Raw genomic sequence first — 19,149 nt, 5'->3', positions numbered from 1 at the left:
CGGTCAGACCCGGGATGACGGCGCGGACCGCCACTCGAATGTCGGCGCCTGTTCCCGGTCCGCCGTCATGAAGGCATCGGCGACGATCCTCAGCGGCTCGTAGTCGACATGGCTCCGCCGCTCTGCGACCAGGTTCGCGAATTCGGCGTAGATGCCCGGATATTCGCCGGGGCCGGTCGGCGCATGCACCTGGCCGCCGATCTCGATCTCGGAGCCGCCATGGCGCAGCACCAGCTCCGGCGCGCCGGCCGGCTGGACGGTGATCGTCCATTCATCCTCGCTGGTCGGGCACCAGTCGAAGGTCGCGTCGATCGGCCCGTCAGCGATCGGGCTCGATAGCTTCAGCTTGGCGACGATCGGCTGCTGGCGGTTGGCGGGGACGCGCAGCATCGCGTCATCCAGGATCAGCTTGCCCGGCACGATTTTCACCGCGATCGACAGCGCGTTGATGCCGGGGTCGAACACGCCGAAGCCGCCCGCGTCCCATACCCAATCCTGGCCGGGATGGTATTTGTTGACATCCTCGTGCCAGCAGACGCGCATCGCGGCGATGCGCTTGCCCGCGAGCGCATCGCGCGCCTGCTCTACCGCTGCGGCGAACTGCGAGTGCCAGGTGGTGAACAGCACGCGGCCGGCCTTCTCGCACTCGGCGGCGAGCTCCTGGATTTGCCCGATCGTCGTGGTCGGCGGCTTTTCGAGGAGCATGTCGAGCCCGGCGTCCAGGCATTGGCGGGCGATGTCGTAGCGCGGCTCGGGCGGGGTGCTGATCGTGACCGCGTCGATTTCACCCTTCATCGCCTCCAGCATCGCCGCCGTATCGGCAAAGCAGCAAACCCCCTCGGGCGCGCCGCCGCTGCGCGTCACAACCGCCTTCAGCTGATAGCCGCCATGGTTGGTGAGGGCGGGAAGATGCTGGTCCCGCGCGATCTTGCCATAGCCGATGATCGCCAGCCGGATCATGCTCGCACTCCCGCGACATAGGCGCGCGCTGCGGCGGCCACTTCATCCGTGCTGCGGCCCGGCTTGAACAGCCCCGATCCGAGACCGAAGCCGGTTGCCCCGGCGTCGAGCCATGGTCGCATCGTGTCCGGCTTGACGCCGCCCACGACGACAAGCGGCACCTCGTGCGGCAGGACGGCCTTCGTCGCCTTCAGCACGGCGGGGGAGGCGGCTTCGGCGGGGAACAGCTTCAGCACATGCGCGCCGGCCTTTAGCGCGGCAAAACCTTCGCTGGGCGTGAAGAAGCCGGGCGCGGAGACCAGGCCTTCCTCCCAGGTTTCCTTGATCACCGCGGGGTCGGTCGATGGCGACACGATGATCCTCCCGCCGGCGCGCGCGACGCGCTTCACGTCGTCGGGATCGAGCACGGTGCCGCCGCCGATCAGCGCATGGTCGCCGAACCATTTTGCGAGCCGCTCTATGCTGGCGAACGGATCGGGCGAGTTCAGCGGCACCTCGACGATCCGGATGCCAGCGTCCACGATCGCGCCGCCGACCGCTTCGGCCTCGTCGGGCCGCACGCCGCGAATGATCGCGATCAGCGGGCATTCGGCAAGGTAACGCGTGAAATCGGCCAGGGCAGTCATGTCAGTCTCTCCGCAATTGCGCGCGCGCCGAGCAGGAAGGCGTGCTCGCCGTCGATTTGCGTCGCATCACGCCCGGCCAGCCTCAGCGCTTCGGCGTAGAGCGCGGTCAGGTCGGGACGCCCGATCAGCGCGATCGGCCCGGTCCCGCCGAACGCCAGCCCGATCCGTACGTCGGCACCGATCAGCAGGCCGCTCGCGTAGGACGCATTGTCGCACGCGCCGACGCCGAGCAGGTAACGCGCACGGATCGAGAAGAGTTCGGCGGTCAGGTCGTCATGAGCGAGTCCATGCTCCGCCCCGGCGCGGAAATCGTCGTTCGGGAACACGTCTTCCTGCAGCCGGTCGATCAGGATGCCGTGGCGCGACAGGGTGCTGAACAGCTCGCCGGTCATCACGCTGCGGAACGGCCCGATCGCGCCGCTCTCCATCCGCACCCATTTGGCGTGCGTTCCCGGGTGGCAGAGCAGCCCGTCACGGGGCGCCAGCTCTTCCGCGAGCGCGCCGAAAATCTGCACTTCCTCGCCGCGCATCACGTCCGCATCGCGGCCGCTCCGGTAGCTGACGCCGGGGACGATGCCGACCCCGTCCTGCGGCCAGCGGATCGCCGCCACGATAGCGTCCAACGACGCCGGGGCGGGAACGTACGGCGCCTCGATCCAGCCGCGATTGGATCCGATCATGCCGGCGAGCAGCACCGGCTCCTCGCCATGATGCTGCCTGATGCTCGCGATCTCGGCCGGGAAGCCGCCGTCCTCGATCTTCAGCACGCCAAGCGAATCATCCAGGATTTCATGCGCCTGGCCGCCCGCCGCCACCATCCATGCGCGGCGGTTGGTCGTGCCCCAATCGACCGCGATGAAGCCGTTCTGCCATCGGAAATCGCCCGCCATGGCCGGGGAACGGTCCAGCCGCCACTTCGTTTCGTGAAAGTGGCCGAACATTCCGTACCCGTACCGATCGCACCCGTGAACGCGGTGCTCGGCGAAGGACCCGTGTGGGTGGAGCGGGAACAGGCGCTCTGGTGGGTCGACATCAAGGGCCCGGCGGTGTTCCGCTGGAGCGAGGCGGACGGCGTCGAGCGCTGGACGCCGCCGCTGCGCATCGGCTCGCTCGGCCCCGCCGAGCAGGGCGGTTTCGTAGCGGGGACCGAGCGCGGCTTCTTTCGCGCGGACCCCCGCGCCGGGCTTTACGAAGCGATCGCCGATCCCGAAGCGCTGATGGCGGACAACCGCTTCAACGACGGCAAGCTCGATCGCGCCGGGCGCTTCTGGGCGGGCACGATGGACGATCGCGAGGAGCAGGCCCAGGGTAGCCTTTACCGCCTCGATCCCGATCTCGTCTGGCACCTGGTCGACGATGGCTACATGGTCACCAACGGCCCTGCCTTCAGCTCCGACGGGCGGACCATGTACCACACCGATTCCGCGAAACGGCTGATCTACGCGTTCGATCTGGACGCGGATGGCGGTGTCTCCAACCGCCGCGGCTTCGCCAGCTTCCGCGAGGAACACGGCCATCCCGACGGCATGACGGTCGACGCCGAAGGCTGTCTTTGGGTGGCCTTCTGGAACGGCTGGTGCCTGCGCCGCCTGTCGCCTAACGGCGAGGTGCTGCAGGTCGTCGACATGCCGGTTGAGCGGCCGACCAGCTGCGCCTTCGGCGGCCACGCGCTCGATCGCCTGTTCATCACGTCCGCGCGCATCGGCCTCAACGAAAATGCGCTGGCTGTGCAACCTTTGGCGGGCGCGCTCTTTATGTTGGAGGCGGGCGTGCGCGGCATCGCCGACCGCCCGTTCGGATAGGGTCAAGACCTGAAGGCTGGGAGGGCCGAGCCATCGCAAACTTCATGTTCTGCACCGGGATCGAGAACAGCGTCCCGACCATCAACAACGGCAAGACCCGCATCGACGAGATGGAGGTGTGCGGCCACTACAAGCATTGGCGCACCGATTTCGACCTGCTGGAGGATCTGGGCCTGCACTATGTGCGCTATGGCCCGCCGATCCACACCACTTTCCTCGGCCCCGGCAAGTATGATTGGGATTTTGCCGATCAGACCTTCGCCGACCTGCGGCGGCGCGACATCACGCCGATCGTGGACCTGTGCCATTTCGGCGTGCCCGACTGGATCGGCAATTTCCAGAATTCCGACTTCCCGGAGCTGTTCGCCGACTATGCGGCGGCATTCGCAGAGCGGTTTCCCTGGGTGCAGCTCTACACGCCGGTCAATGAGATGTTCATCTGCGCGACCTTCTCCGCGCGCTACGGATGGTGGAATGAGCAGCTGACCGGGGACAAATCCTTTGTCACGGCGCTGAAGAATATCGTCCGGGCCAATGTGCTGGCGATGCAGTGCATACTGAAGCGCCGGTCCAACGCGATCTTCATCCAGTCGGAATCCTCGGAGTATTTCCATGCCGAGAACCCGGCAGCGATCGGCCCGGCTGAAATCCTGAACTCGATGCGCTTCCTGTCGCTCGACCTGAACTACGGCCGCCGCGTCGATTCAGAGATGTACGAATATCTGTTCGACTGCGGCATGACCAAGGAGGAATATCACTTCTTCCTGGGCAACAGGATCAAGCAGCACTGCATCCTCGGCAACGATTACTACTGGACCAACGAGCACCGTGTGCATGCCGACGGCACGTCGGTCGCCTCTGGCGAGGTGTTCGGCTACACCGAGATCACGCGGCAATATTACGACCGTTACCGCTTGCCCGTGATGCACACCGAAACCAACCTGATCGAAGGGCCGAACGGCGACGAGGCCGTGCACTGGCTGTGGAAGGAATGGGCCAGCGTGCTGCGGCTCAGGAACGACGGCATCCCGACCGTCGGCTTCACCTGGTATTCGCTGACCGACCAGGTCGATTGGGATTGCGCCCTCCGCGAACAGCGCGGGACGGTAAACCCGCTCGGGCTCTACGATCTCGACCGCAACATCCGTGCAGTGGGCGAGGCCTATAAGCAGCTGATCCGCGACTGGCGCGACGTGCTGCCGGCCTCCAGCGTCTGCCTGGTCGTGCCGATCGTGCCCCCGTCGCACTACGACATCATGGAAGAGCGCGAAGCGGAGCGTCACCAGCGGGTCGTGAACCTGCGTCCGACCACGACCCAGTCCAACCCGCAGACCGGCTGACCCGATGAAGATCGGCCGGATCGAAACCTTCCTCGTGCCGCCGCGCTGGCTGTTCGTCCGGGTAGAGACCGACGACGGCGCCTTCGGCTGGGGCGAGGCGAGCCTGGAGGGTCATGCCGAGGCTGTCGAAGGCGCGTTCGAGGCGTTTCGCGACCGCTTCGCCGGTTTCGATCCATTCCGGATCGAGGACATCTGGCAGGTCGGCTATCGCAGCGGCTTTTATCGCGGCGGCCCGGTCTTCATGTCGGCGCTGTCGGGGCTCGATCAGGCGCTCTGGGATCTGAAGGGCAGGGCGCTCGGCTTGCCGGCCTGGGAACTGCTGGGCGGGCGCGTGCGCGATCGCATCCGCGCCTATGCCTGGATCGGCGGCGACCGGCCGGGGGAAATCGGCGCGGCGGCGAAGGCTCGCGCCGCGCAAGGCTTTTCGGCGGTCAAGATGAACGCGACGGCGGAGCTCGACTGGTTGGGCACGCCGAAGCTGCTGGAAGATGTGGTGGCGCGCGTCGAGGCGGCGCAGGCCGAAGGCATGGACGTCGGGCTCGACTTCCACGGCCGCGTCCACCGGCCGATGGCCAAGCAACTGGCGAAATTGCTCGAGCCGCTAGGCCTGCTCTTCATCGAGGAGCCGCTGCTGTCGGAAAACCACGAGGGGCTGATCCAGATCGCGCAGCTCGTCTCGACCCCGATCGCGCTCGGCGAGCGGCTCTATTCGCGTTGGGATTTCAAGCGCTTCTTCGAAATTGGCGCGGTCGACATCATCCAGCCGGACCTGAGCCATGCCGGCGGACTGTCGGAATGCCGGCGGATCGCGGCGATGGCGGAAGCGTTCGACATCGCCGTCGCGCCGCATTGCCCGCTCGGTCCGCTCGCGCTTGCCGCCTGCCTGCAACTCGCCGCGACGACGCCCAACGTTGCCATTCAGGAAATGTCGCTCGGCATCCACTACAACACCGGCGGGCACGATCTGCTGAACTTCGTCGTGAACAAGGGCGTGCTGAGCCCGGTCGACGGGCACCTGCCGATCCCGACGGGACCCGGCCTGGGCGTGGAGATCGACGAAGCCGCCGTGCGCGACGCGGACAAGGACCGCCATCGCTGGCGCAACCCGGTCTGGCGCACCCGCGACGGGAGCTTTGCGGAGTGGTGAGATCGCACCTCCGCGATCCCGCCCCGGGTCAAGCCCCGGGTGACGAGGGTCGCCTAGGCCGCGATGCTCAGCCGGCCGCCGCCGTAGCGGGCGTCGCGGGCCGCTTCCTCGGCGGTCTGCGGGCGCAGATACGACACGAGCAGCCGGCGGCCGAACACGTCGTCGCCCGACATGCGCACCTTCGCCTGCTCGGCTCCCTCGGGGAGCCGGTCGCGGACGGCGGAAAGAGCATCGATCATCTGGTCGAGAGAGACCTGATCATCGACCTCGAAGAAATCACGAACCAACCGAGTCATACGCGCCCCCCCGGGCACCGTTTCAACCATCTACGCTTTATGCGTCGGCGCTACTTAATGGAGCGTGACTCAGGCAGAAAGCCTGTTGCGGCGACTACCATATCGCTTTTTTGTGGATAACTCAGGTGAGGGGTCGGTCATGATCGCGATCAGGGCCGCGGACTATGAATTGGTGCTGGCGCCGGGCATCGGCGGTGCGATCGCGAGCTTCACCCATGGCGGCGCGCCGGTCCTGCGCGGGGCGGATGCGCCGAACAGCCCGCTCGACTGCGGCTGCTTCCCGCTGGTGCCCTATTGCAACCGCATCCGCGGCGGGCGCTTCGATTTCCGCGGGCGGACGGTGGAGATCGCTCCCAATATGAAGGGCGATCCCAGTCCGCTCCACGGCCAGGGCTGGCTGGGTCCCTGGCTGGTCGAAAGCCAGGCGCGCGACACGGCCTGCCTGTTCTTCGCGCACAAGCCCGGCGAATGGCCCTGGGCGTGCGAGGCCCGCCAGACCTTCCGCCTGAGCGAGGACGGCCTCGATGCCGAGATCGAGTGCCGCAACCTTTCCGGCGAGCCGATGCCGTGCGGCCTCGGCTTCCACCCCTATTATCCATGCGATTCCGGCACGCGGATCGACACGCGGGTCGAGACAGTCTGGGAAGTGGACGAAAAGGTGCTCCCCACCGGCACCGCGCCGGCGACCGGCCGTTACGCGCTGGGCGGCACGCCTGCCTGCGGACGCAACCTCGACAATGGCTATGGCGGCTGGGATGGCGAGATGCGGCTGACGGACGGCGAACGGGTGCGCCGGATGACCTCGCCGGACGCGCGCTTCTTCCAGATCTACTCCCCGCCCCAGGGCGGGCTGCTCGCGGCGGAGCCGGTCAGTCACGCCAATGCCGCGCTCAACGAGCCGGAAGACCGCTGGCCGGACCTCGGGCTGCGCGTGCTGGAGCCCGGGCAATCCATGCGACTGCGGATGAGCCTCTGCGTCGAAAGGTTGTGACCGCGCAACGAACGGCATAGGATTGGGCCGATGACCGGCCCGCTGCTCCCCCGCCGCTCGATCCTGCTTGGCGCCGCCGCGCTGGCGGGCACGGCCAGGGCCCAGCGCATCGTCGACCTGCATCTCCCCGGCGGCCCGTCCCAGCGTCCGACCAGCAGCGCCTGGCCGCAAAAAGGCGAGATGATCGTCCAACGCGCCCGCCCGCCGCTGCTGGAGACCCCGTTCGAAGTGTTCGGTCAGGGCGTGTTCACGCCCAACGATCGCTTCTTCGTGCGGTGGCACTGGGGCGATATCCCGACGTCGATCGATGCCGCCGCCTTTCGCCTCAATGTGCGCGGCCATGTCGCCAGGCCGCTCTCGCTCAGCCTCGACGAGCTGATGGCGATGCCGCGCATCGAATATGCTGCCGTGAACCAGTGCTCCGGCAACTCCCGCGGCTATTTCGAGCCGCGCGTGCTCGGCGCGCAATGGGGCCACGGCGCGATGAGCAACGCGAAATGGACCGGCGTGCGGCTGAAGGACGTGCTCGACCGCGCGGGCGTGCAGCCAGGCGCGGTTGCCGTCCGTTTTGCCGGGCTTGACCAGCCGCTCGTGCCGGACGGTCCCGATTTCATGAAATCGCTCGACCTCGATCACGCCCGCGACGGCGAGGTGATGATCGCCTTCTTGCAGAACGGCGAGCCGCTGCCGTTGCTGAACGGCTTCCCGCTGCGCGTGATCGTGCCTGGCTGGTTCTCCACCTACTGGATGAAGATGCTGAGCGATATCGAGGTGCTGACCGCGCCCGATGACAATTTCTGGATGGCGAAAGCCTATCGCATTCCCGACACGCCCGGCGCCAACGTTGCGCCCGGCGCGAAGGGGTTCGCGACCAAGCCGATCAGCCGGATGATTCCGCGCTCCTGGATCACCAGCCATGCCGATGGCGCACGCGTGACCGCCGGACGGCCGCTCCCGGTGAGGGGCATCGCGATGGGCGGGGATGCGGGCGTGAAATCGGTTGCGCTGTCGGTCGATGGCGGCCGCAGCTGGGCAGATGCGAGCCTTGGCCGCGACGAAGGAAAATACAGCTTCCGCCGCTTCGAAGCCGTGCTCCCGCCCCCGGCCGCGGGCGCGCTGTCATTGCTGCCGCGCTGCACCAGCACGGCCGGCGTCACTCAGTCGATGGAGCCGATCTGGAACGGCGGCGGCTATCTGCGCGGCCAGGTCGAGCCGACCCGGATCATGGTCGCATGAAGCTGCTGGCCGTTGCCCTGCTCGCCGCCGCCGCGACCCCCGCGATGAAGTCTGTCGACGTTTCTCTGCCGGACGACGAAACCCAGTTTACGGGCCCCGACGCCGATCTGCTTAATGCCAACTGCACCGGCTGCCACAGCCCGGCGATGGTGCTGTATCAGGCGCGGATGGACGCCGCGACTTGGGCGGAATCGGTGAAGAAGATGCGCGACACCTACAAGGCTCCGATCGACGACGCGGATGCGGCAAGGCTGCCGGCTGCTTTGGCCGCGGTCCAGGCGCAGTGAGGCAGCTGCTGCTTCTTCTGGGACTGTTGCTCGGCGGTGCTGCCGCCGCGCAAGGTCCCGCGCTCGATGCCGGGGCGGCGCAGGCGATCGTTGCCGGCTGCGCCGCACACGCCGCGGCGAAGCGACAGGGCCATGCGATTGCCGTAGTCGACTCCGGCGGTCATCTCGTCGCCGCGCTTCGCATGGACGGCAACGGCACCGGCATCATGGATTTCGCGATCGACAAGGCGCAGGCCTCGGCCGCCTGGGGCGGGACGACGGCACAGCTGGCCGAAGGCGCCCGGTCGACGCCCGGCTTCGAACACGCGCCGCATGTCGTGACCGTGGCGGGCGGGGTCCCGATCTGGTCCGCCGATGGCCGCACTCGTCTCGGCGCGGTCGGCACTTCCGGCGAGGCGCCCGCCGACGATGCGGCCTGCGCCGAAGCCGGCATCGCCGCGGCAGGCTTCAGGACCGAACGCGCGCGCTAGGCGTGCGGGCGGCGCACCGTCTTATCGCGCAGGAGCCGAAGGAGCGCTCGGCGACGCCATGGACGACGGCACCGGAGTGGCGGAGGCGGCGCGGGCGCGCAGCGCCTCGGCGCTGACGCCCACATCCTTGATCGTTTTCTCCGGCTCGCCGAGCGGCGGCACCTCGATCCCGCCGACCGTCACTCGCAGCGCATTCGGGCGCCCGGTCAGGATCGTGGGGCCGTTCGCATCCGGCGGAACAGTGTAGCTCTCGCCGATCGCCATCTGCTTTTCGAACAGTCGCTTGCCGGTCGCGTCGCTGATGCGCAGCCAGACGGTATCGGTCGCGGTCAGCACGACCGGGCCGTTGGCGGGAGTCACGGCCGGCGGCGGAGCGGCCGGGGGCCGAACCGCGGGCGCGGATGGCAAGGGGGAGGCGCTGACGATGGCCGGCGCCGTCGGATTGGCGTCGCGCCAAACCCCGCGCCACAATGCATAGCCTCCCAGGATCAGCAGCGCGATGATTGCCGCCGTCCAGGCCAGCGTGCGCGGGGGGACGCGCGCCGGATCGGCCGGCTCGAACGCCTGATATTCGGTCCGCGCGCGGCCGCCCTGCTCCAACTGGGACCGCACCGTCGCCGCCACCGCGACCTCGTCGGCGCCCGCGGCTCGGGCATAGGCGCGCGCGAACCCGACCGCATAAGTCATCGACGGCAGCGCGTCGAAGTCGTCGCGTTCGATCGCTTCGAGGTGGCGCTGGGGAATGCGCGTCTTCGCGGCGACGTCCGCCAGGCTCAGTCCCGACGCCTCACGGGCGTCGCGGAGCTGGGTCCCCGCGGTTGCGCCGCTGATCGGCTCGGATTCTGTGGTCATCACGCGCCCCTTTTTTCAGGCTTGTCACCGGACGCTGATCGCCTTGTCAACTCAAGCAAGCTCAACTCCATGCGCATTGGCCCAATCGATCAGCGTGGCCCGCATGTTTGCGGGGGGAGAGGCGAGCCAGCCGTCCATCTCCGCCTTCAGCTTGCTCAGGTCGAGCGAGCGCACCATGGCCTTGATCGGCCCGACAGCGATCGGCGTGATCGACAGCCGCTCGATACCAAGGCCCAGCAGCGCCATCGCTTCGAGCGTCCGTCCACCCATCTCGCCGCAGACGGTGACCGGGATTCCTCGCTCCCGGGCCGGCAGGGAGACGCGGCGGAGGAAACGCAGGATCGCCGGGCTCAGCCAGTCGTAGCGCTCGGCAAGCTTCGGGTGCGCGCGGTCGGCCGCGAACAGGAACTGAGTGAGATCGTTGGTGCCGATCGACAGAAAGTCGAGCCGGGGCAGCAGCAGGTCGAGGCATTCGGCGAGGCCGGGCACTTCCAGCATCGCACCGTAGCGGATTTGCACCGGCAGTGGGCGATGGCGGGAGGCGATCCATTCCCGCTGCTTCTCGAAAATCGCCTTTGCCGCATCAAATTCCCAGGGCTCGGAAACCATCGGGAACATGACGCTCAAGGTCCTGCCGGCCGCCGCTTCGAGAAGTGCGCGGGCCTGCGCCTTCATCAGCCCGTTGCGCTCCAGGGCGACGCGCAGCGCGCGCCACCCCATCGCCGGGTTCTCCTCGCCCATGTCATCGGTGCGGATATAGGGAAGTGCCTTGTCGCCGCCGATATCGACGGTGCGGAAAACGACCGGGCGATCGCGCGCCGCGTCGAGCACGTCGCGGTACAGCCGCTGCTGGCGTTCCCGCTGGGGCAGGGTCGCGGAAACCAGGAACTGGAACTCGGTCCGGAACAGGCCGATGCCGTCGGCGCCGGTCAGGTCGAGCGCCGCCGCGTCGTCCCGCAGGCCCGCGTTCACCATGACCGTGATCCGCTGCCCGTCCTTGGTGACCGGGGGCAGCGCGCGAAGGGCGGCATAGGCGGCGCGGCGCTTGGCGCTCGACGAGAGTTTCGCGTCGAACGCTTCTTCCATCGACTGGCTGGGCCGCACATAGACCGCGCTCTGCCCGGCATCGAGCAGCAGGTGATCGCCTTCGGCGACCAGCCGCCGCACGTCGCGCACGCGGCCGAGGACCGGCACGCCCATCGCGCGCGCCACGATCGTCACGTGCGCGGTCAGCGACCCTTCCTCCAGGATCACGCCTTTCAGCCGCCGCCGGTCATATTCAAGCAGCTCGGCCGGCCCCAGGTTGCGCGCGATCAGGATCGCATCCTGCCGCAGCCCCATCTGCGCGGCGGTGCCGAGCTGGCCGGAAACGATGCGCAACAGCCGGTTGGACAGATCCTCGAGGTCGTGCATGCGATCGGCGAGCAGCGGGTCGTCGATCTGCCGCATCCGCATCCGCGTGCGCTGCTGCACGCGCTCGATCGCGGCTTCCGCGGTCAGGCCGCTGTCGATCGCCTCGTTGATCCGGCGCGACCAGCCCTCGTCATAGGCGAACATCTTGTAGGTCTCGAGCACTTCCTCATGCTCGCCGCCCATTCCGAACTCCGCCTGCGCGGCCATCGTGTCGATCTGCTCGCGCATCTTGGTGAAGGCCGAATAGACGCGCCGCCGCTCCGCCTCGATGTCCTCCGCGACCGTGTGCTCGATCGTCACGCGCGGCTGGTGATAGACGGCGACGCCGCGGGCCATGCCGTCGACCAGCTTCTGCCCGCCGAGCCTCAGCGGGGCGGTCGAGGCGAGCTTGGTCTGGGCGGTCGGCCCGTCGATCAAGCCGGCATTGGCGATCAGCTCCGAAAGCACCATCGCGACCGTCTGGAGCGCCTCGATCTCGACATCCTCGTAGCGCCTGGGCTCGCTGTGCTGGACGCAGAGCACGCCGACGGCGCGCTCGCGGCGGATGATCGGCACCCCGGCAAAGCTGTGGAACCGCTCCTCGCCGGTTTCCGGCTTGTAGGCGAAGTCCGGGTGCGCGGCGGCTTCGTCGAGGTTCAGCATCTCGACCCGCTCGGCGATGCTGCCGACCAGACCCTCGCCAAGCGCGAGCTTGGTGACGTGAACCGCTTCTTCCTTCAGGCCGCGCGTCGCGAACAGCTCAAGCGCGCCATCGCGAAGCAGGTAGATCGAGCAGACCTCGCTGGAGGTCGCCTCGCCGATGATGCCGACCACCTGGTTCAGCTTCGTTTGCGCGTTGGCGCGCGACGCCATCACGTCGTGCAACCGGGTCAGGATCTCGCGCGCGGAAGATGCAGTGCTCACGGCCATCAGCTGCTGCTAGCAAATGCCCGGCAGCGCGTCCTAGGCAAAATGAGCGGGTCAGTCGCGCAGGTCGTAGCGTTCGACCATCGTGTAGGTCGCGCCCGCATGACCCAGCCGGCTTTCGTAGAGGGCGAAGCCGGTCACCTCGAACGGTGCGCTGCTCAGGCCTGCATGGCGGGCCAGAAACGCGTCCAGGCCGCCGCTCTCGCGACCGAACCGGGCGAGGGTGATGTGGGGCAGATAGGCGCGGCCTTCCGGATCGAGCCCGGCGCGGACGAGCGTCTGGTCGACCTTGCGGTGCAGGTGGGCAAGCGAGTCATGCGGGCGCACGCCAGCCCAGAGCGCGTTCGGACGGCCTCGGCTGCCGAACTGTCCGACGCCGTCGAGCGCGACGGCGAAGGGCGGCTGACGCACGCCGCCGAGCGCAGCAGCCACGTCCTCGGCCGTCCGCCCGTCCACCTCGCCGATGAAGCGGAGCGTCAGGTGGAGCTGCTCGTCGTCCTGCCAGCGCGCGCCGCGGATGCCTTCCATCAGGCCGATCAGCGCGCTGCGAATCGTGGCGGGCGGCCGGATGGCGACGAAAAGGCGGTGCATGATCCTTCCTAGCCTGTTTTGTAACAAAGTGTCGCCATGTCCGGTTTCGCTTGAAAGCCACCCGGGATGTAACGATATTCGGCCTATCCGGCATCTTGCCGGGCAAAGGAGAGTGTTTTCGATGGCTAACTGGACTGACCCCCGTGCGACCGTTGCGCCGCCGTCGTCGGTCGGAGCCCGTGCCGACTATGATGCCGGCCTCCGGAGCTATATGCTGTCCGTCTACAACTATATGGCATCGGGCGTGCTGCTGACCGGCATCGTCGCGCTGCTGTTTGCGCCTTATGCGCGCGACGTGCTGATCAACGCCGCTGGCACGGGCATGAGCGGGCTCGGCTGGCTCATCACGCTGGCGCCGCTCGCTTTCATCATGGTGCTGAGCTTCGGCATCAACCGGCTGGCGACCGGGACGGCACAGGCGCTGTTCTGGGCATTTGCGGTGGTGATGGGTCTGTCCATGTCGACGATCTTCATCACCTATACCGGCACCTCGATCGCGCAGACCTTCTTCGCGACCGCGGCGGCCTTCGCCGGCCTCAGCCTCTGGGGCTACACGACCAAGCGCGATCTCTCGGGCTTCGGCACGTTCCTGATCATGGGCGTGGTGGGCATCCTGGTCGCGATGCTGATCAACATCTTCCTGCAGTCGAGCGCGATGGCGTTCGCGATCAGCGTGATCGGCGTGCTGCTGTTCGCCGGCCTGACGGCCTACGACACGCAGCGCATCAAGAGCATCTACTCCTATGTCGCCGGCACGGACTTCATGGCCAAGTCGGTGATCATGGGCGCGCTGCAGCTCTACCTGGATTTCGTGAACATGTTCATGTTCCTGCTCCAGCTGTTCGGCGGTCGTCGCGACTGATTGCTGCTAGGAGCGCATGACGGGCCCGGCGGGGAAACTCGCCGGGCCTTTTTCTTATCTGGGCTGCAGTCGCTCGTGGTGGCGGATCACCTCGTCGATGATGAAGCGCAGGAATTTCTCGGAGAATTCCGGATCCAGGTGCGCGTCGGCGGCAAGCCGGCGCAGGCGCGCGATCTGCCGGTCCTCGCGCCCCGGATCGGCGGGCGGCAGCCCCTGCGCGGCTTTGTACGCGCCCACCGCTTGCGTGATCTTGAAGCGCTCGGCCAGCATGAAGACCAGCGCGGCGTCGATATTGTCGATGCTCTCGCGATAGCGCGTCAGCTGGTCGTCGGTCATCCACCTCTCCTTGTAGCGCTTCGTTTCCATGCCGAAGCGGTGCTTGCAAGCTTCGCCGTCGCGGGCCACATGGCCCGCGCATGAGTGCCACCCTTCACCGCATCGACGCCGGACCGGCGCCTTCGCTCGATCCGATGCTGCGCCTCGTCGCGCACGATATGAACGCAGTGAACAGCGTCATCCTCGACCGCATGCAGTCGGACGTGCCGTTGATCCCGGAGCTTGCCGGCCACCTGATCGCCGGCGGCGGTAAGCGGATGCGGCCGATGCTGACGCTCGCCTGCGCCAGGCTGCTCGACTATCCGGGCACGCGCCATCACAAGCTCGCCGCGGCGGTCGAGTTCATCCACACGGCCACGCTTCTGCACGACGATGTGGTCGACGGGTCTGACCTGCGGCGCGGCCGGCGCACCGCCAACATCATCTGGGGCAATCCGGCGAGCGTGCTGGTCGGCGACTTCCTGTTCAGCCGGTCGTTCGAGCTGATGGTCGAGGATGGTAGCCTGAAGGTGCTGCGCATTCTCTCCAACGCTTCCGCGGTGATCGCCGAAGGGGAGGTCAACCAGCTGACTGCGCAACGCCAGGTCGAGACCAGCGAGGAGCGCTATCTCGAGATCATCGGCGCGAAGACGGCGGCGCTGTTCGCGGCCGCTTGCCGGATCGCCGCCGTGGTCGCCGAGCGGCCCGAGGCCGAGGAGCTCGCGCTCGATGCCTATGGTCGCAACTTGGGGATCGCGTTTCAGCTGGTCGACGACGCGATCGACTATTCGTCTGACGAAGCGACGATGGGGAAGGGCGTCGGCGACGATTTCCGGGACGGGAAGGTCACGTTACCAGTCATCCTCGCCCACGCCCGCGGACCGGCTGCCGACAAGGCTTTCTGGCGTGATGCGATGATGGGCCATCGCATCTCTGATGCCGATTTGCGGCACGCCACTGGCCTGCTCAACTCGACCGGCGCGATCGAGGACACGCTCGAGCGTGCCCGCCATTACGGCCAGCGCGCGATCGACGCGCTGGGCGGCTTCGGCGCCAGCGCCGCCAAGGCCGCGCTGACGGAAGCCGTCGCGTTCGCGGTGGCGCGCGCATATTGACCGTGCGAGCGGCGGCCGCGATTCTGCTCCTGCTTGCCGGCTGTTCCGCCACGCGCCAGCTTGAGCCACCGCTTCCGCGCGATGCCGCGTGGGTGGCGATCGGGCAGGAGCCGGGCTGGCGGGTCGATATCCGGCCCGACCGGACCATCGAGGCGATCGCGGATTATGGCGACCGGCGTGCCAGCCTGCCCTATGTGCGTCCGGTCACGCAGGGGAGCACGCTCGAATTCCACGCGTTTGGCGGCGAAAACGAGCTGCGGCTCCGGATTTTCGACCGGCCTTGCGCCGACGGGATGAGCGGACGGCCTTATCCCGCCACCGCGGAGCTGGAGCTGAATGGCCGCAGCTATCGGGGCTGCGCGGAGCCGGTCAGGCCGTAAACACGCTCCAGCCGGTCCGCTCGGCGAGCTTTTCGAGCGCCAGACTACCCAGTTTGGAATTGCCGCGCTCGTTGAGGCCGGGGGACCAGACTGCGATCGACGCCTTGCCCGGGACGATTGCGAGGATGCCGCCGCCGACGCCTGATTTGCCTGGGATGCCGACGCGAAAGGCGAACTCCCCCGAGCCGTCATAATGACCGCAGGTCAGCATCAGCGCATTGATGCGGCGCGCGCGCTCGGGCGTGATGACGGGCCGGCCGGTGCCGGGGTGGACCCCGTCGGCCATCAGAAAACGCCCGGCCATCGCCAGTTGGCAGCAGCTCATCGTCAGCGCGCATTGATGGAAATAGACCTTGCAGGCCTCCTCCACCGCGTTGTCGAGATTGCCGAACGCCTTCATGTAATTGGCAAGCGCGAAGTTGCGGAATCCGGTGCCGGCTTCGGAATGCGCGACCTCGCTGTCAATCGTCACGCCGTCATCGTCCGCGAGGAAGCGGACGAAGCGGAGCAAGTCGCCGATCGCCTCGCGCGCGTGCTGGCCGGCCAGCAGCGCATCGCTGACGACAATGGCGCCCGCGTTGATGAACGGGTTGCGCGGAATGCCGCGCTCGCTCTCCAGCTGCACGATCGAATTGAAGGCCGAGCCGGACGGCTCTCGCCCGACCCGCTTCCACAGATCGTCGCCGACCCGGTCGAGCGCCAGCGTCAGCGCGAAGACCTTGGAGACGCTCTGGACCGAAAAGGGCAGCTGCGCGTCGCCCGCGGCATGGAGGGTGCCATCGGCGGTGACCACGGCGATTCCGAAATGATCGGGGCTGACGCGCGCAAGGGCAGGGATATAGTCGGCGACGCGGCCGCGATCGGCTTCGGCGCTCATCTGGGCGGCGATCGACCCGACAATGTCCCCCAGATCGTCCATCGATCAAGGTAGATCAGAGCTTGCCCCCGGCGTCCAGCGCATAGCCCGCGCTGCGGACGGTGCGGATGATGTCGGGACGGCCTTCGGCGTTGATCGCCTGGCGGAGCCGCCGGATGTGCACATCGACGGTCCGCAGCTCGATATCGGCGTCATGGCCCCAGACGCTGTCGAGCAGCCGCTCGCGGGAAAATACCCGTCCCGGATGCTCCATGAAATGCCGAAGCAGCCGGAATTCGGTCGGCCCCAGCGGGATCGGGGTGCCCGCGCGCCGCACCTTGTGCGCGACCGCGTCAAGTTCCAGGTCGGCATAGGTCAGCTGCTGGCCGGCCAGGGCGGGACGCACGCGCCGCAGCACGGCGCCTACCCGTGCGACCAGTTCGCGCGGCGAAAAGGGCTTGGTCACATAATCGTCGGCGCCGGTTTCCAGGCCGCGCACGCGATCCTCTTCCTCGCCGCGCGCGGTCAGCATGATGATCGGCACGTTCTGCGTGGCCGGCATGCGGCGGAGCCGCCGGCAGACCTCCAGGCCGGACAGCCCTTCGATCATCCAGTCGAGCAGCACGATGTCGGGCGGGCTTTCCTGTGCCAGCAGCAGCGCCTCCTCGCCATCGCCGGTCTGCCACACGTCGAAATTCTCACGGCTGAAATGCCAGACGAGCAGCTCCGCGAGGGCGGCATCATCCTCGACCAGCAGCAGCTTGCCGCGGGGGCCGCTCACAGGGCGTCATGCCCCCGCTCGCGCTCGGGCATGTACTCCCCGCGCGCCGCGAAATAGACCATTTCCGCGACGTTGGTCGCATGGTCGCCGATCCTTTCGAGGTTTTTCGCGATGAACAGCAGGTGTGTCGCCTCGCCGATCGTCGCCGGGTTTTCCATCATGAAGGTCAGCAGCGTGCGGAAGATGCTGTTGTAGAAGTCGTCGACGGCGCGATCGCGGTCGGCGACTTCCATCGCCGCTTCCCAGTCGCGGGCGGCAAAGGCATCGAGCACGTCGTGAAGCATGTCGCCGGCCAGCTGCGCCATCGCGGGCAGGACGGAAAGCGCTTCGATCTTTGACGAGCCCGAGATCTGGGGCACCCGCTTGGCGATGTTCTTCGCATAATCGCCGATCCGCTCGATCACACCGGCGATCTTGAGCGCGGCCACGGTCTCGCGCAGATCGTCGGCCATCGGCGCGCGCAGCGTCATCATCTGCACGGCCAGCCGCTCGATCGCGACCTCCAGCTCGTCGATCCGTTTGTCGTCGGCGACCACGCTCGCCGCCAGGCCGGAATCGCGTCGCGACAAGGCGTCGATCGCACGGTCGATCGCCGATTCGGCGCGGCCGCCCATCTCCGAAATCAGGCCGCGCAGTTCGACGATCTCCTCGTCGAAAGCTCTCAAAATGTGTTCGGTCACCGTGACGCCTTTGCTGATTGTCACGCCGGTCCTGTTACAGTTGCATTGCGGTTTGATGACAGCGGCGCGATCGGAAGCAGCGCATTGACGATCGTTCCTTCGCCCGGTGTCGAGCGGATGTCGAGCCGCCCGCGGTGCCGCTCGACGATGTGCTTGACGATTGCGAGGCCGAGGCCGGTGCCGCCGAGCGATCGGCTCCGGCTGGGAGCGACGCGGTAGAAGCGCTCGGTCAGGCGCGGCAGGTGCTCGGGGGCGATGCCGTCGCCCTGATCCTCCACCGACAGGCGGACCATGGCACCGGGGCCGCGGCTCGCGCGAATCGTCACGGGGGTTCCAGGGCGGCCATATTTCATTGCGTTGCCGACCAGATTGTGAAGCAGTTGCGAGAGCTGCGCCCGATCACCGGCGACGAGCGGCAGACCTTCGTCGATCGCGATCGCCACATCGCAGCTGCGAGGGTCGGCCGCATCGCGTATCGTCGCGTGCACTTCCTTGGCGAGCCCGGCGAGGTCGACGGCGGTTTCGGGCGCGCGGAACTTCTCCGCCTCGATCCGCGACAGCGACATCAGGTCCTCGACCAATCGTTGCATGCGCCAGGCTTCGTCTCGGATGATGCGCAGAAAGCGCTTGCGCGTCCCCGCCTCGGCCGCCGCGTCGTCGTCGAGTGTTTCGACATAGCCGAGGATCGCAGCCAGCGGCGTGCGGAGCTCGTGGCTCGCATTGGCGACGAAATCGACCCGCATCCGCTCGGCGGCATGGCCTTCGCTGCGGTCGACGAGATGGACCAGAGCGCGGTCGCCCGCGAGGTCCGCCACATGCATCTGCCACCGGTTATCGCGGCCGCCGATACCGGCCAGCTCGATCGGCTCCTGGTCCGCAGTCGCTTGCCGCGCGGCGAGCCGATCGGTCGCCGCAGGGTGGCGGATCGCCACGCGCACGTCCTCGCCCACCACGTGCGCGCCGAACAGCTTGCGCGCCGCCGCGTTGGCCTGTTCGACGCGGCTGCCCGCGACGATCAGCAGCGGATCGGAGATCGCTTCGATCGGCGCGCGCGCGTCCGCCATTGGCGGTTCGGGAGCGCTCGGCGCGACGCTGTCCCGGCTGCTTCGCGGCCAGAGCAGCAAAAGAATCGTGACCCCCGTGACCGCGGTGAGCGCTACGGCAGGGATGGGTGCTTCGACCAGCGCGACAAGGATGATACCGATCGCGAGCACCGCAACCGCGATGGCGCGCAGCATGCCGC

At 67.6% G+C, this 19,149-nt stretch carries 22 protein-coding genes; 10 read left to right on the top strand and 12 right to left on the bottom strand.

Translation table 11 applies throughout. The features are described from left to right. Positions 1–3 precede the first annotated feature (3 nt). From GON01_RS08945 to GON01_RS08935, 3 genes are read right to left on the bottom strand one after another with little or no spacing between them, the layout of a single operon-like run. Entirely contained in the window at positions 4–960 is a 957-nt protein-coding gene (locus tag GON01_RS08945; protein WP_157027027.1) for a Gfo/Idh/MocA family protein, read from the bottom strand. Further along, a complete protein-coding gene (locus GON01_RS08940) occupies positions 957–1,586 on the bottom strand; it encodes a 2-dehydro-3-deoxy-6-phosphogalactonate aldolase (RefSeq protein WP_157027026.1) in 630 nt (209 codons plus the stop codon). Before GON01_RS08940 ends, GON01_RS08945 begins: the two co-directional genes overlap by 4 nt. Further along, positions 1,583–2,527, bottom strand: a complete 945-nt coding sequence (locus GON01_RS08935) for a 2-dehydro-3-deoxygalactonokinase (RefSeq protein ID WP_157027025.1) — start codon at positions 2,525–2,527, stop codon at positions 1,583–1,585. Before GON01_RS08935 ends, GON01_RS08940 begins: the two co-directional genes overlap by 4 nt. On the opposite strand from GON01_RS08935, the gene GON01_RS08930 reads away from it, so the two are divergent. The 3 genes from GON01_RS08930 to dgoD are packed head-to-tail and all read left to right on the top strand — an operon-like array spanning position 2,516 to position 5,875. Beyond that, a complete protein-coding gene (locus tag GON01_RS08930; RefSeq protein WP_198159817.1) occupies positions 2,516–3,388 on the top strand; it encodes an SMP-30/gluconolactonase/LRE family protein in 873 nt (290 codons plus the stop codon). The genes GON01_RS08935 and GON01_RS08930 overlap by 12 nt on opposite strands. 44 nt (positions 3,389–3,432) lie before the next feature. Then, the gene (locus tag GON01_RS08925; RefSeq protein ID WP_157027023.1) at positions 3,433–4,728 is read left to right on the top strand and encodes a family 1 glycosylhydrolase; all 1,296 of its coding nucleotides are present in this window, start codon (positions 3,433–3,435) and stop codon (positions 4,726–4,728) included. Between the two features lie 4 nt (positions 4,729–4,732). Then, positions 4,733–5,875, top strand: a complete 1,143-nt coding sequence (gene dgoD / locus GON01_RS08920) for a galactonate dehydratase (RefSeq protein WP_157027022.1) — start codon at positions 4,733–4,735, stop codon at positions 5,873–5,875. Between the two features lie 53 nt (positions 5,876–5,928). On the opposite strand, the gene GON01_RS08915 is transcribed toward dgoD, so the two are convergent. After that, the gene (locus tag GON01_RS08915; protein ID WP_181600095.1) at positions 5,929–6,171 is read right to left on the bottom strand and encodes a hypothetical protein; all 243 of its coding nucleotides are present in this window, start codon (positions 6,169–6,171) and stop codon (positions 5,929–5,931) included. Positions 6,172–6,310: 139 nt separating this feature from the next. Between GON01_RS08915 and GON01_RS08910 the strand changes: the two genes are divergently transcribed. The 4 genes from GON01_RS08910 to GON01_RS08900 are packed head-to-tail and all read left to right on the top strand — an operon-like array spanning position 6,311 to position 9,155. Further along, entirely contained in the window at positions 6,311–7,162 is an 852-nt protein-coding gene (locus GON01_RS08910; protein WP_157027020.1) for an aldose 1-epimerase, read from the top strand. Between the two features lie 30 nt (positions 7,163–7,192). Then, a complete protein-coding gene (locus GON01_RS08905) occupies positions 7,193–8,398 on the top strand; it encodes a molybdopterin-dependent oxidoreductase (protein ID WP_157027019.1) in 1,206 nt (401 codons plus the stop codon). Beyond that, positions 8,395–8,685, top strand: a complete 291-nt coding sequence (locus tag GON01_RS16660; protein WP_181600094.1) for a cytochrome c — start codon at positions 8,395–8,397, stop codon at positions 8,683–8,685. Before GON01_RS08905 ends, GON01_RS16660 begins: the two co-directional genes overlap by 4 nt. After that, a complete protein-coding gene (locus GON01_RS08900) occupies positions 8,682–9,155 on the top strand; it encodes a GlcG/HbpS family heme-binding protein (RefSeq protein WP_181600093.1) in 474 nt (157 codons plus the stop codon). The genes GON01_RS16660 and GON01_RS08900 overlap by 4 nt, the downstream gene beginning before the upstream one ends. Positions 9,156–9,176: 21 nt before the next feature. Here GON01_RS08900 and GON01_RS08895 read toward each other — a convergent pair whose 3' ends face one another. The 3 genes from GON01_RS08895 to thpR are packed head-to-tail and all read right to left on the bottom strand — an operon-like array spanning position 9,177 to position 12,917. Then, on the bottom strand, positions 9,177–10,007 hold the full coding sequence (locus GON01_RS08895) for a helix-turn-helix domain-containing protein (protein WP_157027017.1): 831 nt from the start codon (positions 10,005–10,007) through the stop codon (positions 9,177–9,179). Positions 10,008–10,058: 51 nt separating this feature from the next. Then, positions 10,059–12,329 carry a phosphoenolpyruvate--protein phosphotransferase gene (ptsP, locus tag GON01_RS08890; RefSeq protein WP_157027016.1) on the bottom strand — a complete coding sequence of 757 codons (2,271 nt, stop codon included), beginning with the start codon at positions 12,327–12,329 and terminating at the stop codon, positions 10,059–10,061. A 51-nt stretch (positions 12,330–12,380) separates the two neighbouring features. Then, positions 12,381–12,917: an RNA 2',3'-cyclic phosphodiesterase gene (thpR, locus tag GON01_RS08885; protein ID WP_157027015.1), complete on the bottom strand. Its 537-nt coding sequence runs from the start codon at positions 12,915–12,917 to the stop codon at positions 12,381–12,383. Positions 12,918–13,038: 121 nt separating this feature from the next. Between thpR and GON01_RS08880 the strand changes: the two genes are divergently transcribed. Beyond that, positions 13,039–13,779 (top strand): Bax inhibitor-1/YccA family protein, encoded by a 741-nt coding sequence (locus GON01_RS08880; RefSeq protein WP_157027014.1) that lies wholly within the window; start codon positions 13,039–13,041, stop codon positions 13,777–13,779. Positions 13,780–13,833: 54 nt separating this feature from the next. On the opposite strand, the gene GON01_RS08875 is transcribed toward GON01_RS08880, so the two are convergent. Beyond that, positions 13,834–14,115 carry a chorismate mutase gene (locus tag GON01_RS08875; protein ID WP_157027094.1) on the bottom strand — a complete coding sequence of 94 codons (282 nt, stop codon included), beginning with the start codon at positions 14,113–14,115 and terminating at the stop codon, positions 13,834–13,836. A gap of 80 nt (positions 14,116–14,195) precedes the next feature. Between GON01_RS08875 and GON01_RS08870 the strand changes: the two genes are divergently transcribed. Next, positions 14,196–15,209 carry a polyprenyl synthetase family protein gene (locus GON01_RS08870; RefSeq protein ID WP_157027013.1) on the top strand — a complete coding sequence of 338 codons (1,014 nt, stop codon included), beginning with the start codon at positions 14,196–14,198 and terminating at the stop codon, positions 15,207–15,209. A gap of 92 nt (positions 15,210–15,301) precedes the next feature. Next, entirely contained in the window at positions 15,302–15,589 is a 288-nt protein-coding gene (locus GON01_RS08865) for a COG3650 family protein (protein ID WP_157027012.1), read from the top strand. Here the strand turns inward: GON01_RS08865 and GON01_RS08860 are convergent. The 4 genes from GON01_RS08860 to GON01_RS08845 are packed head-to-tail and all read right to left on the bottom strand — an operon-like array spanning position 15,579 to position 19,144. After that, positions 15,579–16,508, bottom strand: coding sequence for a glutaminase (locus tag GON01_RS08860; RefSeq protein WP_157027011.1), 930 nt, complete (start codon positions 16,506–16,508; stop codon positions 15,579–15,581). The genes GON01_RS08865 and GON01_RS08860 overlap by 11 nt on opposite strands. Positions 16,509–16,521: 13 nt before the next feature. Next, entirely contained in the window at positions 16,522–17,226 is a 705-nt protein-coding gene (phoB, locus tag GON01_RS08855) for a phosphate regulon transcriptional regulator PhoB (RefSeq protein WP_181600092.1), read from the bottom strand. Continuing rightward, complete coding sequence (gene phoU, locus GON01_RS08850; RefSeq protein WP_181600091.1) at positions 17,223–17,906, bottom strand: phosphate signaling complex protein PhoU; 684 nt, start codon at positions 17,904–17,906, stop codon at positions 17,223–17,225. The genes phoB and phoU overlap by 4 nt, the downstream gene beginning before the upstream one ends. Before the next feature lie 20 nt (positions 17,907–17,926). Further along, positions 17,927–19,144 carry an ATP-binding protein gene (locus GON01_RS08845; protein ID WP_157027010.1) on the bottom strand — a complete coding sequence of 406 codons (1,218 nt, stop codon included), beginning with the start codon at positions 19,142–19,144 and terminating at the stop codon, positions 17,927–17,929. Between the last annotated feature and the right edge of the window lie 5 nt (positions 19,145–19,149).

Origin of the sequence: Sphingomonas horti (assembly GCF_009753715.1) — a bacterium.
In the GTDB taxonomy this organism is placed as follows: domain Bacteria; phylum Pseudomonadota; class Alphaproteobacteria; order Sphingomonadales; family Sphingomonadaceae; genus Sphingomonas_B; species Sphingomonas_B horti.
The sequence above is the reverse complement of the archived record's forward strand: the minus strand, read 5'-3'. Positions and strand labels throughout refer to the sequence as shown.